The organism is Escherichia sp. WS1451 (genome assembly GCF_046487365.1).
Taxonomy (GTDB): Bacteria; Pseudomonadota; Gammaproteobacteria; order Enterobacterales; family Enterobacteriaceae; genus Escherichia; species Escherichia coli.
In genome coordinates this window covers 170,090-188,880 of sequence record NZ_JBJQJP010000010.1, presented here as the reverse complement: position 1 = coordinate 188,880, position 18,791 = coordinate 170,090, and the positions used below count along the sequence as shown (strand labels likewise).

General features: G+C 52.3%; 18 protein-coding genes and 1 rRNA gene. 9 read left to right on the top strand and 10 right to left on the bottom strand.

Annotated elements, in window-relative coordinates:
* Both ACJHX7_RS14785 and gmhB read right to left on the bottom strand, forming a co-directional pair.
* Nucleotides 1–294, bottom strand: a 16S ribosomal RNA gene (locus ACJHX7_RS14785); the annotation flags it as partial.
* Between the two features lie 365 nt (nt 295–659).
* Nucleotides 660–1,232, bottom strand: a complete 573-nt coding sequence (gene gmhB / locus ACJHX7_RS14780; protein WP_094029990.1) for a D-glycero-beta-D-manno-heptose 1,7-bisphosphate 7-phosphatase — start codon at nt 1,230–1,232, stop codon at nt 660–662.
* A gap of 187 nt (nt 1,233–1,419) precedes the next feature.
* On the opposite strand from gmhB, the gene metN reads away from it, so the two are divergent.
* The 7 genes from metN to ACJHX7_RS14745 all read left to right on the top strand — a co-directional run bounded on the left by metN (nt 1,420) and on the right by ACJHX7_RS14745 (nt 7,884).
* Nucleotides 1,420–2,451, top strand: coding sequence for a methionine ABC transporter ATP-binding protein MetN (gene metN, locus ACJHX7_RS14775; protein ID WP_000593994.1), 1,032 nt, complete (start codon nt 1,420–1,422; stop codon nt 2,449–2,451).
* Nucleotides 2,444–3,097: a methionine ABC transporter permease MetI gene (locus ACJHX7_RS14770; protein WP_001294600.1), complete on the top strand. Its 654-nt coding sequence runs from the start codon at nt 2,444–2,446 to the stop codon at nt 3,095–3,097. Before metN ends, ACJHX7_RS14770 begins: the two co-directional genes overlap by 8 nt.
* Before the next feature lie 39 nt (nt 3,098–3,136).
* The gene (metQ, locus tag ACJHX7_RS14765; protein ID WP_000874226.1) at nt 3,137–3,952 is read left to right on the top strand and encodes a methionine ABC transporter substrate-binding lipoprotein MetQ; all 816 of its coding nucleotides are present in this window, start codon (nt 3,137–3,139) and stop codon (nt 3,950–3,952) included.
* A 117-nt stretch (nt 3,953–4,069) separates the two neighbouring features.
* Entirely contained in the window at nt 4,070–4,474 is a 405-nt protein-coding gene (rcsF, locus tag ACJHX7_RS14760; RefSeq protein WP_001202329.1) for an Rcs stress response system protein RcsF, read from the top strand.
* Nucleotides 4,471–5,178, top strand: a complete 708-nt coding sequence (tsaA, locus tag ACJHX7_RS14755) for a tRNA (N6-threonylcarbamoyladenosine(37)-N6)-methyltransferase TrmO (RefSeq protein WP_094029991.1) — start codon at nt 4,471–4,473, stop codon at nt 5,176–5,178. The genes rcsF and tsaA overlap by 4 nt, the downstream gene beginning before the upstream one ends.
* A gap of 110 nt (nt 5,179–5,288) precedes the next feature.
* Nucleotides 5,289–7,007 (top strand): proline--tRNA ligase, encoded by a 1,719-nt coding sequence (gene proS, locus ACJHX7_RS14750; RefSeq protein WP_024248085.1) that lies wholly within the window; start codon nt 5,289–5,291, stop codon nt 7,005–7,007.
* 52 nt (nt 7,008–7,059) lie between these two features.
* A complete protein-coding gene (locus ACJHX7_RS14745; protein WP_094029992.1) occupies nt 7,060–7,884 on the top strand; it encodes a YaeF family permuted papain-like enzyme in 825 nt (274 codons plus the stop codon).
* A 30-nt stretch (nt 7,885–7,914) separates the two neighbouring features.
* On the opposite strand, the gene nlpE is transcribed toward ACJHX7_RS14745, so the two are convergent.
* From nlpE to ACJHX7_RS14730, 3 genes are read right to left on the bottom strand one after another with little or no spacing between them, the layout of a single operon-like run.
* A complete protein-coding gene (nlpE, locus tag ACJHX7_RS14740; protein WP_065226120.1) occupies nt 7,915–8,625 on the bottom strand; it encodes an envelope stress response activation lipoprotein NlpE in 711 nt (236 codons plus the stop codon).
* 13 nt (nt 8,626–8,638) lie between these two features.
* A complete protein-coding gene (arfB, locus tag ACJHX7_RS14735) occupies nt 8,639–9,061 on the bottom strand; it encodes an alternative ribosome rescue aminoacyl-tRNA hydrolase ArfB (protein ID WP_094029993.1) in 423 nt (140 codons plus the stop codon).
* The gene (locus ACJHX7_RS14730; RefSeq protein ID WP_094029994.1) at nt 9,058–9,603 is read right to left on the bottom strand and encodes a YaeQ family protein; all 546 of its coding nucleotides are present in this window, start codon (nt 9,601–9,603) and stop codon (nt 9,058–9,060) included. The genes arfB and ACJHX7_RS14730 overlap by 4 nt, the downstream gene beginning before the upstream one ends.
* A 165-nt stretch (nt 9,604–9,768) precedes the next feature.
* Here ACJHX7_RS14730 and ACJHX7_RS14725 point away from each other — a divergent pair, with 165 nt between their 5' ends.
* Nucleotides 9,769–9,969, top strand: a complete 201-nt coding sequence (locus ACJHX7_RS14725) for a YaeP family protein (protein ID WP_000417058.1) — start codon at nt 9,769–9,771, stop codon at nt 9,967–9,969.
* Nucleotides 9,956–10,216 (top strand): Rho-binding antiterminator, encoded by a 261-nt coding sequence (gene rof, locus ACJHX7_RS14720; RefSeq protein WP_000062317.1) that lies wholly within the window; start codon nt 9,956–9,958, stop codon nt 10,214–10,216. Before ACJHX7_RS14725 ends, rof begins: the two co-directional genes overlap by 14 nt.
* 33 nt (nt 10,217–10,249) lie before the next feature.
* Here the strand turns inward: rof and tilS are convergent, their stop codons facing one another.
* The 5 genes from tilS to dnaE all read right to left on the bottom strand — a co-directional run bounded on the left by tilS (nt 10,250) and on the right by dnaE (nt 18,768).
* Complete coding sequence (gene tilS, locus ACJHX7_RS14715; protein WP_094029995.1) at nt 10,250–11,563, bottom strand: tRNA lysidine(34) synthetase TilS; 1,314 nt, start codon at nt 11,561–11,563, stop codon at nt 10,250–10,252.
* A 64-nt stretch (nt 11,564–11,627) separates the two neighbouring features.
* The gene (locus ACJHX7_RS14710; RefSeq protein WP_000901098.1) at nt 11,628–12,017 is read right to left on the bottom strand and encodes a VOC family protein; all 390 of its coding nucleotides are present in this window, start codon (nt 12,015–12,017) and stop codon (nt 11,628–11,630) included.
* Nucleotides 12,018–12,073: 56 nt separating this feature from the next.
* Nucleotides 12,074–14,215 carry a lysine decarboxylase LdcC gene (gene ldcC / locus ACJHX7_RS14705; protein ID WP_094029996.1) on the bottom strand — a complete coding sequence of 714 codons (2,142 nt, stop codon included), beginning with the start codon at nt 14,213–14,215 and terminating at the stop codon, nt 12,074–12,076.
* A gap of 98 nt (nt 14,216–14,313) precedes the next feature.
* Nucleotides 14,314–15,273, bottom strand: coding sequence for an acetyl-CoA carboxylase carboxyl transferase subunit alpha (gene accA, locus ACJHX7_RS14700; RefSeq protein WP_000055746.1), 960 nt, complete (start codon nt 15,271–15,273; stop codon nt 14,314–14,316).
* A gap of 12 nt (nt 15,274–15,285) precedes the next feature.
* Nucleotides 15,286–18,768 carry a DNA polymerase III subunit alpha gene (dnaE, locus tag ACJHX7_RS14695; protein WP_032172724.1) on the bottom strand — a complete coding sequence of 1,161 codons (3,483 nt, stop codon included), beginning with the start codon at nt 18,766–18,768 and terminating at the stop codon, nt 15,286–15,288.
* Nucleotides 18,769–18,791 lie beyond the last annotated feature (23 nt).

The window sequence follows — 18,791 nt, the reverse complement described above, 5'->3', positions numbered from 1 at the left end:
ACCAGCTAGGGATCGTCGCCTAGGTGAGCCGTTACCCCACCTACTAGCTAATCCCATCTGGGCACATCCGATGGCAAGAGGCCCGAAGGTCCCCCTCTTTGGTCTTGCGACGTTATGCGGTATTAGCTACCGTTTCCAGTAGTTATCCCCCTCCATCAGGCAGTTTCCCAGACATTACTCACCCGTCCGCCACTCGTCAGCGAAACAGCAAGCTGTTTCCTGTTACCGTTCGACTTGCATGTGTTAGGCCTGCCGCCAGCGTTCAATCTGAGCCATGATCAAACTCTTCAATTTAAAAGTTTGATGCTCAAAGAATTAAACTTCGTAATGAATTACGTGTTCACTCTTGAGACTTGGTATTCATTTTTCGTCTTGCGACGTTAAGAATCCGTATCTTCGAGTGCCCACACAGATTGTCTGATAAATTGTTAAAGAGCAGTTGCGACGTGGCTTTCAGCTCACTGTCGCGAGGTGGCGTATATTACGCTTTCCTCTTTCAGAGTCAACCCTGAATTTCAGGATTTTTCTCTTCAACCGAACCGGCTGTTTGTGTGAAGTGATTCACATCCGCCGTATCGATGGAGGCGCATTATAGGGAGTCGGCTCAGGAAGACAAGCGGAAAAATGCATTTTTATTTCAACCGCTCATCTTTTAATCATTACGCCGGTTTTTGCTGCTTTTTTATCGCTTGCGGCAGGTCTACCAGGCTATTTAACACCCAATCCGCCGCGTTTTCTGCTTCAGGCGTAACAGGTTTACCCGTACGCACCAGCACTTTTGTTCCCACGTTCGCCGCAGCCGCTGCCTGCATATCTTCTAATTTATCGCCCACCATATAAGAAGCGGCCATATCAATATGCAAATAATCGCGTGCCGATAAAAGCATCCCCGGATGTGGTTTGCGGCAGTCGCAGACCTGGCGAAACTCTTCAACACTACCCTGCGGATGATGCGGGCAATAATAGATACCATCCAGATCGACATCGCGGTCCGCCAGCGACCAGTCCATCCACTCGGTCAGCGTTTCAAACTGTGCTTCAGTAAATTTACCGCGAGCAATGCCAGACTGGTTGGTTACTACCACCAGCGCAAAGCCCATTTTTTTTAGCTCGCGCATGGCGTCAATAACACCGTCGATAAATTCAAAGTTGTCGATCTCATGGACATAACCGTGATCGACATTAATGGTGCCATCACGGTCAAGAAAAATTGCGGGTACGCTCTTCGCCACCTTTTATAGCTCCTTAATAAGGCATGTGACGCTAGTATCGCATGTTTCGACCTGCAAGAAAGTGCTCTTCGCATAAACCTGATTGATTTAGACGTCTGGATGCCTTAACATCCATTTCATTGACGGCGTTGCCCGTTTCAGGCATTCGAAATGCCACGACTAACTTAATGACGATAATAAATAATCAATGATAAAACTTTCGAATATCACCAAAGTGTTCCACCAGGGCACCCGCACCATCCAGGCGTTGAACAACGTCAGCCTGCATGTGCCAGCTGGACAAATTTATGGCGTTATCGGTGCCTCAGGCGCGGGTAAAAGTACGCTTATCCGTTGTGTAAACCTGCTGGAGCGCCCAACCGAGGGTAGCGTGCTGGTCGATGGTCAGGAACTGACCACGCTGTCAGAATCCGAGTTGACCAAAGCTCGCCGCCAGATTGGTATGATTTTCCAGCATTTTAACCTGCTCTCTTCGCGCACTGTTTTTGGCAACGTGGCACTGCCGCTGGAGCTGGACAACACGCCGAAAGACGAGATTAAACGTCGCGTGACAGAATTACTGTCATTGGTTGGTCTTGGCGATAAGCATGATAGTTACCCGTCTAACCTTTCCGGTGGGCAGAAACAACGTGTGGCGATTGCCCGTGCGTTAGCCAGCAATCCCAAAGTATTGCTGTGTGATGAGGCCACCAGCGCGCTGGACCCGGCAACGACACGTTCTATTCTCGAACTGCTTAAAGACATCAACCGCCGTCTGGGTTTGACGATTCTGTTGATCACCCACGAAATGGACGTTGTGAAGCGCATTTGTGATTGCGTGGCGGTTATCAGTAATGGCGAACTGATCGAGCAGGACACGGTAAGTGAAGTGTTCTCGCATCCGAAAACGCCGCTGGCGCAGAAGTTTATTCAGTCGACCCTGCATCTGGATATCCCGGAAGATTATCAGGAGCGTCTGCAAGCGGAACCATTCACTGACTGCGTGCCGATGCTGCGTCTGGAGTTTACCGGTCAATCGGTCGATGCCCCGCTGCTTTCTGAAACCGCGCGTCGTTTCAACGTCAACAACAACATTATTAGTGCGCAGATGGATTACGCCGGTGGCGTTAAGTTCGGCATCATGCTGACTGAAATGCACGGTACACAACAAGATACGCAAGCCGCCATTGCCTGGCTGCAGGAACACCATGTAAAAGTAGAGGTACTGGGTTATGTCTGAGCCGATGATGTGGCTGCTGGTTCGTGGCGTATGGGAAACGCTGGCAATGACCTTCGTATCCGGATTTTTTGGGTTTGTGATTGGTCTGCCGGTTGGCGTCCTGCTTTATGTCACGCGTCCGGGGCAAATTATTGCTAACGCGAAGCTGTATCGTACCGTTTCTGCGATTGTGAACATTTTCCGTTCCATCCCGTTCATTATCTTGCTGGTATGGATGATTCCGTTTACCCGCGTTATTGTCGGTACATCGATTGGTTTGCAGGCAGCGATTGTTCCGTTAACCGTTGGTGCAGCACCGTTTATTGCCCGTATGGTCGAGAACGCTCTGCTGGAGATCCCAACCGGGTTAATTGAAGCTTCCCGCGCAATGGGTGCCACGCCAATGCAGATCGTCCGTAAAGTGCTGTTACCGGAAGCATTGCCGGGTCTGGTGAACGCTGCGACTATCACCCTGATTACCCTGGTCGGTTATTCCGCGATGGGTGGTGCAGTCGGTGCCGGTGGTTTAGGTCAGATTGGCTATCAGTATGGCTACATCGGCTATAACGCGACGGTGATGAATACGGTACTGGTATTGCTGGTCATTCTGGTTTATTTAATTCAGTTCGCAGGCGACCGCATCGTCCGGGCTGTCACTCGCAAGTAACGTTCAACACAACATAAATAATTGAAGAAGGAATAAGGTATGGCGTTCAAATTCAAAACCTTTGCGGCAGTGGGAGCCCTGATTGGATCACTGGCACTGGTAGGCTGCGGTCAGGATGAAAAAGATCCAAACCACATTAAAGTCGGCGTGATTGTTGGTGCCGAACAGCAGGTTGCAGAAGTCGCGCAGAAAGTTGCGAAAGACAAATATGGCCTGGACGTTGAGCTGGTAACCTTCAACGACTATGTTCTGCCAAACGAAGCATTGAGCAAAGGCGATATCGACGCCAACGCCTTCCAGCATAAACCGTACCTTGATCAGCAACTGAAAGATCGTGGCTACAAACTGGTCGCAGTAGGCAACACTTTTGTTTATCCGATTGCAGGTTACTCCAAGAAAATCAAATCACTGGATGAACTGCAGGATGGTTCGCAGGTTGCCGTGCCAAACGACCCAACTAACCTTGGTCGTTCACTGCTGCTGCTGCAAAAAGTGGGCTTGATCAAACTGAAAGATGGCGTTGGCCTGCTGCCGACCGTTCTTGATGTTGTTGAGAACCCAAAAAATCTGAAAATTGTTGAACTGGAAGCACCGCAGCTGCCGCGCTCTCTGGACGACGCGCAAATCGCTCTGGCAGTTATCAATACCACCTATGCCAGCCAGATTGGCCTGACTCCAGCGAAAGACGGTATCTTTGTCGAAGATAAAGAGTCCCCGTACGTAAACCTGATCGTAACGCGTGAAGACAACAAAGACGCCGAAAACGTGAAGAAATTCGTTCAGGCTTATCAGTCTGACGAAGTTTACGAAGCAGCAAACAAAGTGTTTAACGGCGGCGCTGTTAAAGGCTGGTAATATTTAGGCTGTTTCCACAATTTGTAATATCATTCAGGACGGGCGCTTGCCCGTCTTGTCATTTTTACAAGCGCCTGATTCAATATTGACGTTTTGATCATACATTGAGGAAATACTATGCGTGCTTTACCGATCTGTTTAGTAGCACTCATGCTAAGCGGCTGTTCCATGTTAAGCAGATCCCCTGTCGAACCCGTTCAAAGCACTGCACCCCAGCCGAAAGCGGAGCCTGCAAAACCGAAAGCGCCGCGCGCCACGCCGGTCCGAATTTATACCAATGCAGAAGAATTAGTCGGCAAACCGTTCCGCGATCTCGGTGAAGTCAGTGGCGACTCTTGCCAGGCCTCTAATCAGGACTCTCCGCCGAGCATTCCAACCGCACGTAAGCGGATGCAAATCAACGCCTCGAAAATGAAAGCCAATGCGGTATTACTGCATAGCTGCGAAGTCACCAGCGGTACGCCAGGCTGCTATCGTCAGGCTGTATGTATCGGTTCTGCGCTTAACATCACGGCGAAATGAGCAGTTTCCAGTTCGAGCAAATAGGCGTTATTCGCTCGCCCTATAAAGAAAAATTCGCCATTCCGCGCCAGCCAGGTCTGGTAAAAAGCGCCAACGGCGAACTACATCTCATTGCTCCCTACAACCAGGCCGACGCCGTTCGCGGCCTGGAAGCATTCAGCCATTTATGGATCCTTTTCGTCTTTCATCAAACGATGGAAGGCGGCTGGCGTCCGACTGTGCGTCCGCCTCGTCTTGGCGGTAATGCCAGAATGGGTGTTTTCGCTACGCGCTCCACTTTTCGCCCTAACCCAATTGGTATGTCGCTGGTAGAGCTGAAAGAGGTTGTTTGCCATAAAGACAGCGTGATTCTGAAGCTCGGCAGTCTGGATCTGGTCGATGGTACGCCGGTAGTGGATATCAAACCGTATCTCCCCTTTGCCGAATCGCTTCCCGATGCCAGTGCCAGCTATGCGCAAAGTGCGCCAGCGGCAGAAATGGCGGTGTGTTTTACCGCAGAGGTCGAAAAGCAGCTTTTGACGCTGGAGAAGCGTTATCCGCAGTTAACGCTGTTTATCCGCGAAGTACTGGCGCAGGACCCGCGCCCGGCCTATCGTAAAGGTGAGGAAACGGGCAAAACCTATGCCGTCTGGCTGCATGATTTTAACGTTCGCTGGCGCGTCACCGACGCAGGTTTTGAAGTCTTTGCGCTGGAACCGCGTTAAATTCACGCCCTTCTCTTTTGACATTTCTTTTGCACTGGTAAACTAAATCACTTTTTTTGTCCCAGGCTCGCCTTGAGCCTGTTCTACCTTCCAACTGGAACCGTAACAACATGCGTACTAGCCAATACCTGCTCTCCACTCTCAAGGAGACACCTGCCGACGCCGAGGTGATCAGCCATCAGCTGATGCTGCGCGCCGGGATGATCCGCAAGCTGGCCTCCGGGTTATATACCTGGCTGCCGACCGGCGTGCGCGTTCTGAAAAAAGTCGAAAACATCGTGCGTGAAGAGATGAACAACGCCGGTGCGATCGAGGTGTTAATGCCGGTGGTTCAGCCAGCCGATTTGTGGCAAGAGAGTGGTCGTTGGGAACAGTACGGTCCGGAACTGCTGCGTTTTGTTGACCGTGGCGAGCGTCCGTTCGTACTCGGCCCAACTCATGAAGAAGTTATCACTGACCTGATTCGTAACGAGCTGAGCTCTTACAAACAGCTGCCGCTGAACTTCTATCAGATCCAGACCAAGTTCCGCGACGAAGTGCGTCCGCGTTTCGGCGTCATGCGTTCCCGCGAATTCCTGATGAAAGATGCTTACTCTTTCCATACTTCTCAGGAATCCCTGCAGGAAACCTACGATGCAATGTATGCGGCCTACAGCAAAATATTCAGCCGCATGGGGCTGGATTTCCGCGCCGTACAGGCCGATACCGGTTCTATCGGCGGTAGCGCCTCTCACGAATTTCAGGTGCTGGCGCAGAGCGGTGAAGACGATGTGGTCTTCTCCGATACTTCTGACTATGCAGCGAACATTGAACTGGCAGAAGCTATCGCGCCGAAAGAACCGCGCGCTGCTGCTACCCAGGAAATGACGCTGGTTGATACGCCGAACGCGAAAACCATCGCGGAACTGGTTGAACAGTTCAATCTGCCGATTGAGAAAACTGTTAAGACTCTGCTGGTTAAAGCGGTTGAAGGCAGTAGCTTCCCACTGGTTGCGCTGCTGGTGCGTGGTGACCACGAGCTGAACGAAGTTAAAGCTGAGAAACTGCCGCAGGTTGCAAGCCCGCTGACTTTCGCGACTGAAGAAGAAATTCGTGCCGTGGTTAAAGCCGGTCCGGGTTCACTGGGTCCGGTAAACATGCCGATTCCGGTAGTAATTGACCGTACTGTTGCGGCGATGAGTGATTTTGCTGCTGGTGCTAACATCGATGGCAAACACTACTTCGGTATCAACTGGGATCGCGATGTCGCAACCCCGGAAGTTGCGGATATCCGTAACGTAGTGGCTGGCGATCCAAGCCCGGATGGTCAGGGTACGCTGCTGATCAAACGTGGTATCGAAGTCGGTCACATCTTCCAGCTGGGTACCAAGTACTCCGAAGCACTGAAAGCCTCCGTACAGGGTGAAGATGGCCGTAACCAAATCCTGACGATGGGTTGCTACGGTATCGGTGTAACGCGTGTGGTAGCAGCGGCGATTGAGCAGAACTACGACGAACGCGGCATCGTATGGCCTGACGCTATCGCGCCGTTCCAGGTGGCGATTCTGCCAATGAACATGCACAAATCCTTCCGCGTACAGGAACTTGCTGAGAAACTGTACAGCGAACTGCGCGCACAAGGTATCGAAGTGCTGCTGGATGACCGCAAAGAGCGTCCGGGCGTGATGTTTGCTGATATGGAACTGATCGGTATTCCGCACACTATTGTGCTGGGCGACCGTAACCTCGACAACGATGATATCGAATATAAATATCGTCGTAACGGCGAGAAACAGTTAATTAAGACTGGTGACATCGTCGATTATCTGGTGAAACAGATTAAAGGCTGATGCCAGAAAGGGTCCTGAATTTCGGGGCCCTTTTTTACATGGATTGTATAAAATGGATAAACCAAAGGCGTACTGCCGCCTGCTTCTCCCCTGCTTTCTTGTACTTTCGGCCTGTACCGTTGATATCAGCCAGCCAGACTCATCAGCCACAGTGGTAAATGCCGAGGCGAAAACATGGGCTGTTAAATTCCAGCATCAAAGCTCTTTCACCGAACAATCAATAAAAGAAATAACGGAACCAGATCTCAAACCCGGCGATTTGCTTTTCTCCTCAAGCCTTGGGGTAACCTCATTTGGTATCCGCGTATTCAGCACTTCCTCTGTGAGTCACGTTGCAATCTATCTGGGTGATAATAACGTTGCCGAAGCGACAGGGGATGGTGTCCAGATTGTTTCCCTTAAAAAAGCGATGAAGCACAGTGATAAACTTTTCGTCTTACGAGTCCCGGACCTTACTCCGCAACAAGCCACAGATATCACCGCGTTCGCCAACAAAATTAAAGATAGCGGTTACAACTATCGCGGCATTGTCGAATTTATTCCCTTTATGGTGACTCGCCAGATGTGCTCACTGAATCCGTTCTCCGAGGATTTTCGCCAACAGTGCGTCAGCGGCCTGGCGAAAGCGCAGTTAAGCGTTGTGGGCGAAGGAGACAAAAAATCGTGGTTTTGTTCGGAATTTGTCACTGATGCATTTGCCAAAGCCGGGCATCCACTTACACTGGCGCAATCGGGCTGGATTAGCCCTGCCGATCTGATGCATATGCGTACTGGCGATGTCTCTGCGTTTAAGCCAGAAACGCAGTTACAGTATGTTGGGCACCTGAAGCCTGGGATTTATATCAAGGCGGGCCGCTTTGTTGGGCTGACTCAGTGATGAAAGCCGGAGAATGCTCCGGCTTTCAATTTACTGCCCCAAACTACTGCAATCCTGGTTCGGGTAAAATTTACCTGCCGTATCGGGCGCTAATACTTTGGTTGGCGCACCGGTATCCGGATTAGCCTCAAGCGTAAAGTGACCTTCTACTGACAGTAACATCGGTTTTTCACTATGACCGCGCGCAGCCAGGTAGCTACGCTCCAGCTCTGCATTATTCGCTACCATGAAACGTTTTCCGGTCGCGCAATCAGTGAAGGTCGCCGCATCAGCCATATAAAAATACATGCCCCGCAGGGTCATCGGCGTCATGGGTAAACTGGATTGCGCCGGTTCCAGCGTGTAGTTGAACTGCGATTCAATCGGATTACCTTCACGATCGAGCATCTCCAGCGCATCTCCTTTCGCCCGATAATATGACTTTTCACCTTTGCTGTCGGTTAATACCAGCTTGTCAGCGGTTCGCGCCCATGTACCGTAGGAAGCGAAAGAGGAAGGCTCTTCACGCGCACCAAGATAGCGTTCATTCATCACCCAGGTTCCATCTTTTTCGAGGAACAAAGAGGTTTCGATCCCTTCGCAATCGGCACACGGCAGCACGCCGCGCCAGCTTTGCGGCATCGGCTTCAGTTCAGCGGCCTGCGCCGGAGAAAGCGTGTCGACTTCGGCCCGATTATTACATCCCATCAGAGTAAAGAGGCTGATTACAGCCATCGCTGTCACTATCGCTTTTTTCACCATCCATTCCTTCTTTTTATTCCCGACCGCCGCGCACTTTGCCGCGCATCGCCTTCACGCTTGATTTTTGTGCTTTCGATGCCAGCCTGCGCTCTTTTGATGCGCGGGTGGGCCGCGTGGGTCGTCGGGCTTTTTGTTCTGTTGTTAAATCTTTAATCACTGCCACCAGCCGGGCCAGCGCCGCTTCGCGGTTGAGCTCCTGATTGCGGTATTCCTGTGCCTTAATGACAATCACTCCGTCACTGCTGATCAAATGATGGCTGGCGGCGAGCAGACGCTCTTTGTAATACTCTGGCAGGCTGGACGCCCGAATGTCAAAACGCAGATGAATAGCCGTTGAGGTCTTATTAACATGCTGCCCGCCCGCGCCCTGCGCACGAATGGCGGTGATCTCAAGCTCACCATCGGGGATAGCAACATGTCGGGAAATCACAATCATGAAGGTTGTTGCCAGACGGTTAAGTTCACTTCCAGATTATTCTTATCATCCGATAACCAGATCACGCCATCCTGAATCGTTGCCTGCAGCGTCATGGTACGATCGGCAAAGGCGCTTACTTTCGCCAGTTGTTCATCGTCCAGATACCAGATGGAAAGATTGGCAAACTGCACACATTTGCCCTGATTTTGCTGCCACCAGATTTGCGCCGCCCGACTATTATAGGTAAACAGCGCCACTTCTGCGGCCTGGGTGCAGGCTTTCTTAATCCGCCGCTCATCCGGCAGCCCCAGCTCAATCCACAAATCAATGCCAAGGTGATCGTTACGCAGCCACGCTTCCGGCTCATCATCGGCACACAAACCACGGGTAAATTGCAGACGTTCATCAGCATATTTCAGCCACGCCAGCAGGCGCAGCATCATACGCTCCTGGGTTTCTGAAGGATGGCGCGCCAGCGTCAGAGAGGCATCGAGAAACTGGTTGCGGTCGAGATCGGCCACATTAACCGTCGCTTTATAAATTGTCGCTTTAAGCGCCATAAGAAAACTCCTTTCGAATCAGGAGGCCATTGTAACGGAATACGTGCAGTTGCGGCGCTGATATTGCAGAAATGAGTGTGGTATAGTCACCTTGCGAAACAGAGTTTATCTTCGTAGGCTTAGACTTGCATCCACGGTTAAGTCAGAGTGCTGACAGGAGGGCATGTGGAAAAATATTGTGAGTTAATACGCAAGCGGTACGCGGAAATCGCCAGCGGAGACTTAGGATACGTTCCGGACGCACTGGGCTGCGTTTTGAAAGTGCTGAATGAAATGGCTGCCGACGACGCCCTTTCTGAGGCTGTCAGGGAAAAAGCAGCATACGCTGCGGCAAACTTACTGGTGAGCGATTATGTCAATGAATGATACGTATCAACCAATCAATTGTGATGATTACGATAATCTTGAGCTCGCCTGCCAGCATCATTTAATGCTGACACTTGAGCTGAAAGATGGCGAAAAATTGCAGGCGAAGGCCAGCAATTTAGTCTCCCGCAAAAATGTGGAGTATCTGGTCGTCGAGGCCGCTGGTACAACCCGCGAGCTGCGTCTGGATAAAATTACCAGCTTTAGCCACCCGGAAATCGGTACGGTGGTGGTGAGCGAGTCCTGATTGACTTTCGCCGGATGCGACGTTTGATGCGTCTTATCCGGCTTTCACTTGACTAAGCGTTTTCTGCCAGACAAAACTTATGCCATTCTCACCTTCAGCCACACCTTCTTGCGTCACAAATACCCCTGCCGCCGCAATCAGCGTTTCGCCATAAAACAGCAGTGGCGTGGTGTCACGTAGCCACGGCGGAACGCCTAACTCTTGCCAGATTTTCTTTAACTTACGCCCACCATTGCGCCCGACAATATGTAGCAATCCAGGCGCTTTGAAACGCACGCTGACCGCTTCGTCTGCACGCGGAGGGCGAATATCGCCTCCCGCAGTAAGCTGTACACTTCCCAGCGCCGCCGGTAATTCCAGCGGTTGTAGCCACGTCTGCCACGGCAGAATGGTTTCGCTTTGCCCAGTGACGGATTTAATCCACCACAGTTGCGATTGATAGCGGCGGATTTCAAACGCCCCCAAACGTAAACAGGGGGAAGCATCTTCTCGCGCCAGCGCCACTTCCTGCCAGATCCGCACCAACGCGTCGCGGGAAGGCATCGGTGCATTCTGCCCTGCCAGCCAGCGGCGGATAATCGCCGCGCGACGGGCATCACTCATCGCCAGCATTGGCGCAATCTGCAGCGTCCCCTGCGGCGTTTGGCAGTGTGCTAAATCATCTGCCAGCAGTTCATCCAGCAGGCTCTCTTGCTCAGCACAAAGTGCAGCGCTGCGGGCCGTTGCTTCGGCAAAATGCGGCCAACGCTGCTGCAATAACGGCACTACGCGCAGGCGCAGAAAGTTACGATCGTATGAGTCGTCCTGATTACTTTCGTCTTCAATCCAGCGTAAACCATGCGCCAATGCCCACTGCTCCAGTTCCCCCCGCGTGCGGGCGAGCAACGGGCGGATAAGCTGTGTTCCGGCAAACTCCGAAACTTCCCCCATAGCCGAAAGCCCGGCAGGGCCGCTACCGCGTTTTAGCGCCAGCAGAAAGGTTTCACATTGATCGTCGAGATGTTGCGCGGTGACCAGCACTTCACCGGGTAATAGGGTACGAGCAAATGCCTGATAACGCACCTGCCGCGCCTGGGCCTCAATGCCCAGTCCTTCTTGCGCAAGTTGCACGCGCTCGACCACCAGCGGCACCTGCCACTGTTGGCAGATGTTTTCGCAATGCGTAACCCAGGCATCGGCATTGGCACTTAAACCGTGATGCACATGGATAGCGCGTAGAGTGACGCCCGGATTTTCCGCCCGCCACTGCACCAACTGATGCAGCAAAACGGTGGAGTCAAGCCCGCCGCTAAAGGCCACCAGAATCTGGCGTGAGGTGAGAAGTTGTCTATTGAGCGTGAGTGTCATGATGGTGCGATTTTACAGTAGCAATGCCCGGCACGTTACCGGGCAAATGCGGCGATGACAAGCCTTACTGCTCATACAGTTCCAACGGCAGCCCGTCCGGATCGTTAAAGAACGTGAAGCGTTTTTGCGTGTATGGATCGACACGGATGGCTTCACACTTCACGTTATGGCTTTCAAGGTGCGCCACTGCCGCATCGATATCATCAACGCTAAAAGCCAGATGACGCAGGCCGCAAGCTTCCGGTCGGCTGGGGCGCTCCGGCGGGAACGGAAATGAGAAAAGCTCAATCACATATTGCCCATTAAGCGCCAAATCCCCTTTCCACGAGTCGCGCGCTTCGCGATAGACTTCGCTTTGCAGCGTGAAACCAAGAATATCGCAGTAGAAAGCTTTGCTCACCGCATAATCCGTCGCAATAATCGCAATATGGTGAACCTGTTTTAAACCCAGCATAACGTCTCCTTTATTTGTTAACAGCACGTTACTCGCCCGGAAGCCGCTCTGGCAAGTTATCCCGCCATTTTTAGGACTCGTACGCGGTAAACGCCGTCTTCGTCCTGTTTCGCGCCGTGAATATCCGTTTCAAAACCGGGGTAATGTTGCCCTACGGAACAAAGCATCAGTAGAAAATCGAGTACTGTGCGGCTCTCTTTGGTCAGCATTTCTCCCGGCATCAGCAGCGGTACGCCAGGTGGATAAGGCAGGATCATATTTGCCGATACTCTACCGACCAGTTGTTCCAGCGCAATGGTTTCTACTTCACCTTTAATCTGTCTCTGCCATGCCTGATGTGGCGTCATGATCATCTCCGGCAAGGTATCAAATGCCCGCAACATCAAACCGGGAAGATCGTGTTTACGAATCAGCTTATGGATCCCTTGCGCCAGATCCTGAATGCGCATATTGCGGTAGAAATCGGGATCTTCAGCATAGAGATCGGGCAGCATATTTTTGATCCGCAGGTTGAGATCGTAAGAGCGCTTAAATTCCGTCAACCCACGCAATAATCCCATTGCTTTGGTTTTATCGATTCCAATACTAAAGAGAAACAGCAGGTTATAAGGACCGGTTTTCTCTACTACGATCCCTCGTTCGTCGAGGAATTTTGCTACCAGCGCCGCCGGGATCCCCTCCTCGCTCATATTGCCCTGCTCGTCCATCCCCGGTGTCAAAATAGTGACTTTAACCGGATCGAGAAACATATGATCGGCATCCGCATCGTTAAAGCCGTGCCACTGTTCGCCAGGCGCAACGGGCCAGCATTCGGCTTCATCCACCTGCGGCGGTTGCCAGATATCGAAAAACCAGCCGTCAGACTCTTCCCGCAGCCGCTGGACCTCTTTGCGAAAATGCAGCGCTCGTTCTACTGAACGGTTAATCAGCCGTTTGCCCGGATTACCACGCAGCATCGCCGCCGCCGTCTCAACCGAAGCAACAATGGGATAACTGGGCGAGGTGGTGGTATGCATCATAAAGGCTTCGTTAAACGCCTCTTCGTCATACTCGCCTTTAATGTGGATCAGCGAAGCCTGCGATAACGCCGCCAGCATTTTGTGGGTCGATTGCGTTTCGAAGATCACTTTTCCCGCAACACGCTCACCGCTCATACCACTTTTACCCTGGTAGATCGGATGAAAATGGGTGTACGGCACCCAGGCAGAATCGAAGTGAATCGACGGGACATCCAGCGTCTGTTTGATCCAGTCGGTGTTGTAGAGCAAGCCATCATAGGTGGAGTTGGTGATCACCGCATGAACCGGCCATTGTGCCTGCGTGGTGGCAGCAACTTTCTCTTCGATGCTGTCGCGAGTAAATTCACGGCGCGGGATCCCACCCAGAATCCCCAACGCATTACGCGTCGGTTTCAGCCAGACTGGCACTACATCGTTCATCATTAACAGATGCGCCAGTGATTTATGACAATTGCGGTCGATCAACAGCGTACTGCCGGATGGCGCGGCGTACATACCCACAATTTTGTTCGACGTCGATGTTCCGTTGGTAACGATATAACTCTGTTCCGCGCCAAACGTCCGCGCGATGTACTCTTCCGCTTCCAGGTGTGGCCCGGTGTGGTCGAGCAACGAACCAAGCTCGGTAACCGAAATAGAGACATCAGCCTTAAGAGTATTCCCGCCGAAAAAATCATAAAACAGACAGCCAACCGGGCTTTTTTGATATGCGGTACCGCCCATATGCCCCGGCGTACAAAAGGTGTACTTCCGCTCTTTGACGTAGGTAAACAAGGCTTTCGTGAACGGCGGCGTAATGTTATCAAGATATTCGTTGGTGTACTGCCGCATACGGATGGCGATATCTTCCGCCTGCCCAAGCGCATATTCAAAAAACCAGAGCGCCATCCGCATATCCTGCACGCTGACATCCATCGTCGAGTGGGTGTTGATGAAGGCATAAAGCGGGAGATATTCATTAAGTTGATTGATATCGCTACATAAATCGAGGCTGTACTCATCCCAGTCAAAAATCACGCCGCAAATTCGAGGGTTATGTTCGATAAATTTCAGCAAATCAACGCTGTTTTGTGGCCAGATAATCTGAAAGCCTTGCGCCACCAGCGTCGACTCCAGTTCTTTGATGGGCTCATCTTTATAAAAGACGCCATGCGGTCCCATAATGGCAATGATGTTCATGTGTTCCTCCTGGAAAATCCTTCCTTAATCATAGCCTCCTCAAACCGTGGCGATAAAAAAGGGCCACCGAAGTGACCCTTTTTCAGAACTTTTGCGAATTACGCGTAACCGTAGCTCATCAGGCGCTGATAACGACGATTTTTTAAATCTTCAGTGCTTAACACGTCGAGATCGGCCAGATCCGCCAGCAGTTGCGCTTTCAACGATGCCGCCATCGCTTCCGGGTTACGATGAGCGCCGCCCAGCGGTTCCGGGATGATGGAGTCGATCAGTTTCAGCTCTTTCAGACGCGGAGCGATGATACCCATCGCTTCAGCCGCCAGCGGCGCTTTGTCAGCGCTCTTCCACAGAATGGACGCACAACCTTCCGGCGAGATAACAGAATAGGTGCTGTATTGCAGCATATTCACTTTATCGCCCACGCCAATCGCCAGCGCGCCGCCAGAACCACCTTCACCGATAACGGTACAAATAGTCGGTACGCTAAGGCGAGACATTTCACGCAGGTTGCGTGCAATTGCTTCAGACTGACCGCGTTCTTCTGCGCCCACGCCCGGATAAGCCCCCGGGGTGTCGATAAAGGTGATGATTGGCATCTTAAAGCGTTCAGCCATTTGCATCAGACGCAGTGCTTTGCGGTAACCTTCTGGCGCTGGCATACCAAAGTTACGGCGAATTTTTTCTTTGGTTTCACGACCTTTTTGATGACCAATGATCATCACCGGACGACCATCGAGACGGGCGATGCCACCGACGATAGCTTTATCGTCTGCATACGCGCGGTCGCCAGCCAGTTCGTCAAATTCATCAAATGCCAGGCGAACGTAATCCAGGGTATAAGGACGCTGTGGATGGCGTGCCAGTTGCGCAATCTGCCATGCACCGAGATCGGCGAAGATTTTACGCGTCAGTTCTACGCTTTTTTCACGCAGACGATGCACTTCTTCATCGATATTAATATCCAGTTTCTCATCCTGGCGGCTAACCGCAGTCAGAGAATCGATTTTCGCTTCCAGCTCTGCAATCGGCTGTTCAAAATCAAGGAAATTCAGACTCATAGTATTCCTGTATTAGTCAAACTCCAGTTCCACCTGCTCCGAACCAATGAGGCCACGGAGATCGTTTAATAAACGATCGCTCGGAGAGACACGCCACGTCGCGCCAAAACGCAACCGCGCGCGTGCATCCGCCCTCTGATAGTAGAGATGTACTGGAATTGTCCCAGAGCGGTGGGGTTCCAGAGACTGACGGAGTCGGTTTAAAAGCTGGTCATCAATTTGCCTGTCCGTCAGCGAGATAGCAAGCCCGCGAGCATATTTTTCCCGGGCTTCGTCAATATCCATCACTTCGCGAGCGGTCATTTTAAGCCCACCGCTGAAGTCATCAAAGCTGACCTGTCCGCTGACGATAAGTATGCGGTCTTTTTCCAGCAATTGCTGGTATTTATCCAGGGCGTCAGTAAACAACATCACTTCCAGCCGCCCGGAACGGTCATCCAGCGTGCAGATACCGATACGATTGCCGCGCTTGGTGACCATAACCCGCGCGGCAACAACGAGCCCCGCAGCCGTGATGACTTTACCACGTTCTGTCGGGTGCATGTCTTTCAGCCTTACGCCTCCGACATAACGCTCAATCTCTTTTAAATACTGGTTGATAGGGTGTCCCGTCAGGTACAGACCTAACGTTTCACGTTCCCCATCTAATACCACCTGCTCCGGCCACGGTTGGCAACTGGCGTAGGATTGTTCAATTTGTTCCGGCTCTTCTGCCAGCACGCCGAACATATCGGCCTGACCGATGGCTTCTGCTTTCGCGTGTTGATCAGCCGCCTTTAACGCATCGCCCAGCGAGTTCATCAGCGCCGCGCGGTGTGGCCCAAGACGGTCAAACGCCCCGGACATGATCAGTTTTTCCAGCACTCGCCGGTTTAACTTTTTGGTGTCTGTACGGGCGCAGAGATCAAACAGTTCGCGGAAATAGCCGCCTTTATTACGGGCTTCAATGATCGCCTCAATCGGACCTTCACCTACCCCTTTGATCGCGCCAATACCATACACGATTTCGCCGTCGTCGTTGACGTGGAAATGGTAAAGACCGGAGTTTATATCTGGTGGCAGGATTTTCAGCCCCATCCGCCAGCACTCATCCACCAGGCCCACCACCTTCTCGGTGTTGTCCATATCGGCGGTCATTACCGCCGCCATAAACTCCGCCGGATAGTGCGCTTTCAGCCATAACGTTTGATATGACACCAAAGCATAGGCCGCAGAGTGCGATTTGTTAAATCCGTAACCCGCGAATTTCTCCACCAGGTCGAAGATTTTCATCGCCAGTTCGGCGTTGATTCCGTTCTTTTCTGCACCTTCAGCAAATACAGAACGCTGCTTAGCCATCTCTTCCGGCTTTTTCTTACCCATCGCACGACGCAGCATATCCGCGCCACCGAGGGTATAACCAGAAAGCACCTGGGCAATCTGCATGACCTGTTCCTGATACAGGATGATGCCGTAGGTTGGCTCCAGTACCGGTTTCAGGCTTTCATGCTGCCACTGCACGTCCGGATAGGAGATCTCTTCGCGACCATGTTTACGGTCGATAAAGTTATCCACCATCCCTGATTGCAACGGACCGGGGCGGAACAGTGCCACCAGTGCGATCATATCTTCGAAGCAGTCAGGTTGCAGACGCTTGATCAGGTCCTTCATGCCGCGCGATTCAAGCTGGAATACCGCCGTGGTTTCCGAGCGTTGCAGCATGTCGAAGCTTTTCTTGTCATCCAGCGGGATCGCGGCGATATCCAGAGGCGGCTCGCCATTCTTCGCCCGCCGCTTGTTGATCATCTCCAGCGCCCAGTTGATGATGGTGAGCGTACGCAAACCAAGGAAGTCGAACTTCACCAGCCCGGCGTATTCAACGTCGCTTTTATCAAACTGGGTGACCGGATGTTTGCCCTCTTCATCGCAGTAAAGCGGCGCAAAATCGGTAATTTTGGTCGGTGCGATAACCACCCCACCGGCGTGCTTACCGGCGTTACGGGTGACCCCTTCCAGTTTGCGCGCCATGTCGATCAGCGCCTTAACTTCTTCATCCGCTTCGTAGATTTCCGGCAGCTGCGGCTCGGCTTCAAACGCTTTCGCCAGCGTCATCCCCGGATCGGGCGGGATCAGTTTCGAGATACGGTCGACAAAGCCGTACGGATGCCCCAGTACGCGGCCTACGTCGCGGATCACCGCTTTCGCCGCCATCGTACCGAAGGTGATAATCTGCGATACCGCATCACGACCGTACATGTCCGCGACGTGTTCGATAACCTGGTCGCGTTTCTCCATACAGAAGTCAACGTCGAAGTCAGGCATGGAGACACGTTCCGGGTTAAGGAAACGTTCGAACAGCAGGTCAAATTCCAGCGGATCGAGGTCGGTGATTTTCAGCGCGTAGGCCACCAGTGAACCCGCACCGGAGCCACGGCCTGGCCCTACCGGTACGCCGTTATCTTTCGACCACTGGATAAATTCCATAACGATGAGGAAGTAACCCGGGAAGCCCATCTGGTTGATAACCTGAAGTTCAGTCTCCAGACGCTCGTCATATTCCGGGCGGCGCTTCAGACGTTCTTCCTCGTCAGGGAATAAAAAGGCCAGACGCTCTTCCAGGCCTTCTTTTGCACGCTTGACCAGATAATCTTCGGTGCTCATGTCCCCGGTCGGGAACTGCGGCAGGAAGTATTCACCAAGGCGCACGGTCACGTTACAGCGTTTGGCGATCTCAACGGTGTTGGCAAGGGCTTCGGGGATGTCGGCAAACAGCTCACACATCTCCTCTTCGCTACGCATATATTGCTGCGGCGAATAGTTACGCGGGCGTTTAAGATCGTCGAGGGTAAAGCCGTCGTGGATCGCGACGCGGATTTCGTGTGCGTCAAAGTCGCTGCTGTCGATAAAGCGCACGTCGTTGGTCGCCACGACGGGTAAACCGCGCGCTTCCGCCAGTTCCACCGCCGCGTGCAGATAGCTTTCTTCGTCCGGCCTGCCGGTGCGGATCAGCTCGAGAAAATAGCGATCCGGGAAGTGTTCTTCATAAAACGCGACACACTCATCTACCAGCGCGCTGTTACCACGCAAAAGACTGCGTCCAACGTCGCCCATGCGCCCGCCGGAAAGAAGGATCAACCCTTCGTTTAATTCGATAAGCCAGTCGCGATCGATGATCGGCCCGGCGGCACCGTACCCGCGCTGATACGCTTTTGAGATCAGCAACGTCAGATTCTGATAGCCGGTATTGTTCGCCGCCAGCACCGTCAGGTGGGTTAACTCATCACCCAGCAGGTCACACTGGACATTAAAATCTGCCCCGACGATAGGCTTAATCCCTGCGCCATGTCCCGCTCCGTAGAACTTCACCAGACCACAAAGGTTGGTGAAATCGGTGATCGCCAGTGCTGGCATACCCAACGCCGCCGCCTTTTTTACCAGCGGTGCGGTTTTGGCCAGGCCATCGATCATCGAGTAGTCGCTGTGCACCCGCAGGTGTACGAAACGTGGTTCAGACATCTTCAGATTCCGGTTTACTTAAT

Excerpts from the sequence above, each read along its gene's own strand:
- metN (WP_000593994.1), top strand. The coding sequence starts at position 1,420 with ATGATAAAACTTTCGAATATCACCAAAGTGTTCCACCAGGGCACCCGC.
- ACJHX7_RS14770 (WP_001294600.1), top strand. The coding sequence starts at position 2,444 with ATGTCTGAGCCGATGATGTGGCTGCTGGTTCGTGGCGTATGGGAAACG.
- metQ (WP_000874226.1), top strand. The coding sequence starts at position 3,137 with ATGGCGTTCAAATTCAAAACCTTTGCGGCAGTGGGAGCCCTGATTGGA.
- rcsF (WP_001202329.1), top strand. The coding sequence starts at position 4,070 with ATGCGTGCTTTACCGATCTGTTTAGTAGCACTCATGCTAAGCGGCTGT.
- tsaA (WP_094029991.1), top strand. The coding sequence starts at position 4,471 with ATGAGCAGTTTCCAGTTCGAGCAAATAGGCGTTATTCGCTCGCCCTAT.
- proS (WP_024248085.1), top strand. The coding sequence starts at position 5,289 with ATGCGTACTAGCCAATACCTGCTCTCCACTCTCAAGGAGACACCTGCC.
- ACJHX7_RS14745 (WP_094029992.1), top strand. The coding sequence starts at position 7,060 with ATGGATAAACCAAAGGCGTACTGCCGCCTGCTTCTCCCCTGCTTTCTT.
- nlpE (WP_065226120.1), bottom strand. The coding sequence starts at position 8,625 with ATGGTGAAAAAAGCGATAGTGACAGCGATGGCTGTAATCAGCCTCTTT.
- arfB (WP_094029993.1), bottom strand. The coding sequence starts at position 9,061 with ATGATTGTGATTTCCCGACATGTTGCTATCCCCGATGGTGAGCTTGAG.
- ACJHX7_RS14730 (WP_094029994.1), bottom strand. The coding sequence starts at position 9,603 with ATGGCGCTTAAAGCGACAATTTATAAAGCGACGGTTAATGTGGCCGAT.
- rof (WP_000062317.1), top strand. The coding sequence starts at position 9,956 with ATGTCAATGAATGATACGTATCAACCAATCAATTGTGATGATTACGAT.
- tilS (WP_094029995.1), bottom strand. The coding sequence starts at position 11,563 with ATGACACTCACGCTCAATAGACAACTTCTCACCTCACGCCAGATTCTG.
- ACJHX7_RS14710 (WP_000901098.1), bottom strand. The coding sequence starts at position 12,017 with ATGCTGGGTTTAAAACAGGTTCACCATATTGCGATTATTGCGACGGAT.
- ldcC (WP_094029996.1), bottom strand. The coding sequence starts at position 14,215 with ATGAACATCATTGCCATTATGGGACCGCATGGCGTCTTTTATAAAGAT.
- accA (WP_000055746.1), bottom strand. The coding sequence starts at position 15,273 with ATGAGTCTGAATTTCCTTGATTTTGAACAGCCGATTGCAGAGCTGGAA.
- dnaE (WP_032172724.1), bottom strand. The coding sequence starts at position 18,768 with ATGTCTGAACCACGTTTCGTACACCTGCGGGTGCACAGCGACTACTCG.